Origin of the sequence: Methylobacterium sp. WL116, from assembly GCF_008039455.1 — a bacterium.
GTDB lineage: Bacteria > Pseudomonadota > Alphaproteobacteria > Rhizobiales > Beijerinckiaceae > Methylobacterium.
Map to the genome: position 1 here is coordinate 1 of NZ_VRUV01000490.1, position 3,419 is coordinate 3,419.

Consider the following 3,419-nt stretch of genomic DNA (forward strand, 5'->3'; position numbering starts at 1 on the left):
TCGCGAACCTGCGCGACCGCGCCGGACGCCGCTGACCGTCTCGACGCGGCGGCCGGCGACGCGCCGTGGCCGCCGGCGAGAGCCTGGACAGGTCTTTCGATGGGCAGGCAACCAAGCGGCGGTCGATCGGTTATTCGGGCCACCATCTGCATTGGGAAAGAAGTCGACGCCATGCCGAACCGTCTCACCCTCACCGCCGGCCTGATCGCCGCCGGCCTGCTCGCCGCTCCGCTCGGCCTGACGCATGCGGCCAGGGCCGAGTCCGACCAGAAGGAGTTCCAGCTCGCCAAGACCACCAAGGTCGGTCTCGCCCAGGCGCTGACCACGGCCGAGGCCCAGGGCGAGAAGGGCCGCGCCATCGACGCGGATTTCGAGAAGGCGGACGGCAAGAACCCGACGCATTACAGCATCAAGGTCGTCTATCCGGACGGCAAGCTCGTCGAGTACGGCATCAATGCCGACAGCGGCGCGCTCTACAAGACCGAGAACCAGCCGATCGAGCGGTACTTCACCCGCCTCAAGCCGGCCGATTTCCAGAACGCCACCACGTCGTTGAAGGACGCGCTGACGATCGCCGAGCAGAAGGCGGGCGGCGGCAAGGCCTACGAGGCCGAGGTCGAGCGCGACGGCAAATCGGTGCAGTACGAGATCAAGGTGGCGCTGGCCGACCGCGAGCAGACCGTGAAGGTCGGCCCGGACGGCAAGGTCGTCGGCGACTGATCGCCCCGGTGCGCGGCGCGGCGCCGATCGGTGCCGCGCCGATCCGCGGATCGTGATACGGGGTCTGCCGGAGGCCGGATCGATGGCGGACCCCGAGCTCAGATCTGAACGGCCGCGAGCCATGCTGCGATGAACCCGACCGCCGTCGCCGTCATGCTCGGCATCGCCACGGGCGCGATCTCCCTGCTCGTGTTCGCGATCGTCGACGGCCACCCGCTGCTCCTGGCCAGCATGGTCGCCGTGTTCATCGCGATGTTCGTGCGCTGGGGCTGACGCGCCCCCTCGTCCCGGCAGCCGTCGGCTTCGAAGACCCCGTCGATCCACCGATCTGTGGGTGCGGCGTCGGCCGCGACAGGGCGGAGCTTCACAAGGCTGTCACGCTGCTATTAGACTAAGCCCCGATGGAGAGGGCCTTTTCGTCACTTCGCGAAGGGCTGGGATCGACCGGATTGGCACCCGGACCCCGCCGCGAGCCGGATGTATCCGCCCCAGCCGGTCGCCGACCGCGCCCGGCGCGCCACGCGTGTCCCATGCCTCCGGCCGAGACGGTGCCGCCGCCGGGCCGCCGGATCCCGCGCCCGGACGCACGAGAGCCCCATCCCCCCGTCGACCCTGTCCTCGGGACAGCGCGCAATGTCGATCTCGCGCGTTGTCCCGTATGGCTTTCGTTCGAAGAGTCGCGCCGATGATGGATCTCCAGACCCTCGTCCTCAACGCGGATTACCGGCCGCTCTCCTACAACCCGCTCTCGTTGTGGAGCTGGAAGGACGCCTTCACCGCCCTGTTCCTCGACCGCGTGACGCTGGTGGCGAGCTACGACGTCGAGGCGCGCAGCCCGAGCCGGGCGCTCCGGGTGCCGAGCGTGGTGGCGCTGAAGAACTACGTGACGCTGGCCCGCAGCCCCGCCTTCACCCGCTACAACATCTACCTGCGCGACAGCTTCTCGTGCCAGTATTGCGGCCTGCGCCTGCCCTCGGGCGGCCTGACCTTCGACCACGTCAACCCGCGCTCCCGCGGCGGGCTCTCCACCTGGGAGAACGTCGTCGCCGCCTGCAGCCCGTGCAACCTGCGCAAGGCGAACCGCACCCCGCACGAGGCCGAGATGCCACTGCTGACTGAGCCGCGCCGCCCGACCCGCTACGAGCTGCACCACCGCCAACCCGAGTTCGACCACCGCGACTACCACCACACCTGGCTCGACTACCTGTACTGGGACAGCGAGCTGGAGAGCTGATCGGGAAAGGAGCGCGCATCCGGTCTCATCGGCACCGGCCGATGGGACCGCGTGGAGCGTGCGTCCTGAGACGCGTTCGGGCCGGTTCCCTGGCCGTGATCGGGCTCCGAGACGGGAGCGCCGAGGCCGATCCGGGCGCCGCGCGGCCATGTCGACTTCACGAGGTCGTCGGTGTAGGGGCCCCGCTCCTGCGCGAAAGCTGTATCGGCACGGCCGAGAACGGCCAGGACGGCAACCCAGCAAAGCCGCTGCACCCGCATCATCCGAGTTTCCTCCGAGGTCGAGGGCGAACCCTGAGCTGACCGGGTTCGGCCGAGCGGATCGGCAGCGGTTCCGTCGCCCCCCGGAGGCCGGGTCCGGTCGCGCACCGAGCGAACCGCGGCGCGGTGGCGCGCGTTCGAGCATCGACCGGACCGATCCGGGACGACCTCGAGGATGGAACCGGCATGGCAGAACCGACCCGCATCGTGATCGTCGGCGGCGGCATCGCCGGGATCACGGTGGCGACCGGCCTCGGCCGCCGCCTCGGCCGGAGCGGGGCGGCGCAGGTCACCCTGGTCGACCGGGCCCTGTCCCATGTCTGGAAGCCGATGCTGCACACCTTCGCCGCCGGCACCGCGCTGCCGGACCGGCAGAAGCTGAGCTTGCTCGCGCAGGCCAAGGCCAACCATTTCCGCTTCCGGCTCGGCTCGCTGCAGGCCGTCGACCGTGCCGCGCGGCAGCTGACCCTCGCCCCCTTCGTCGCGGAGGGCGACGGAGCGGCCCTCGCGCCGACGCAGCTCGGCTACGACGTGCTGATCCTCGCCCTCGGCAGCCGCGCGAACGATTTCGGGACGCCGGGCGTGGCCGAGCATTGCGCCACGATCGACGACCTCTCCGACGCGGAAGCGCTGCACCGGCGCCTGCGCGGGCAGGTGCTGGCGGCGCTGCGCTCGGAGGCCAGCCTGCGGATCGCCATCGTCGGCGGCGGCGCGACCGGCGTCGAGTTCGCGGCCGAGCTGAAGCACGCCGTCGACGTGATCGCCGGCTACGGCACCGGCGCCTTGCGCGAAAAGCTCCGCCTCACCCTGATCGAGAGCGGCCCGCGCCTGCTCGCCGCCTTCCCCGATCGCGTCTCCCGGGCCGCGGCGGCCACCCTGGCCGACCTCGCGGTCGACGTGCGCACCGGCGCCCTGGTGACCGGCGCCGACGCCGCGGGCTTCACGCTGAAGGACGGCGGACGGATCGAGGCCGACATCAAGGTCTGGGCCGCCGGGGTGCGCGCGCCCGCGGTGCTCACCCGGATCGAGGGGCTCGACCGGTCGCGCACCGGCCAGCTCGTGGTCGGCGACACCCTCCAGGCCACGCGCGACCCGGCGATCTTCGCGCTCGGCGACAAGGTCGAGGCCGAGGCGCTCGCGCGCTCGGTGCTCTCGGAGTTCGAGAACTACGTCAAGCTCAACAAGAAGATCTCGCCCGAGGTCGT

4 protein-coding genes are annotated in these 3,419 nt (G+C 71.0%); all 4 read left to right on the forward strand.

Annotation, left to right across the window (positions count from 1 at the left end):
• Positions 1-171: 171 nt before the first annotated feature.
• Positions 172-720, forward strand: a complete 549-nt coding sequence (locus tag FV223_RS23270) for a PepSY domain-containing protein (RefSeq protein WP_147729214.1) — start codon at positions 172-174, stop codon at positions 718-720.
• Between the two features lie 129 nt (positions 721-849).
• Positions 850-993 (forward strand): hypothetical protein, encoded by a 144-nt coding sequence (locus tag FV223_RS30745; protein WP_187274846.1) that lies wholly within the window; start codon positions 850-852, stop codon positions 991-993.
• A 412-nt stretch (positions 994-1,405) separates the two neighbouring features.
• Complete coding sequence (locus tag FV223_RS23275; RefSeq protein WP_147729215.1) at positions 1,406-1,954, forward strand: HNH endonuclease; 549 nt, start codon at positions 1,406-1,408, stop codon at positions 1,952-1,954.
• Between the two features lie 446 nt (positions 1,955-2,400).
• On the forward strand, positions 2,401-3,419 hold a 1,019-nt coding region (locus FV223_RS23280), incomplete at its 3' end, for an FAD-dependent oxidoreductase (protein WP_147729216.1).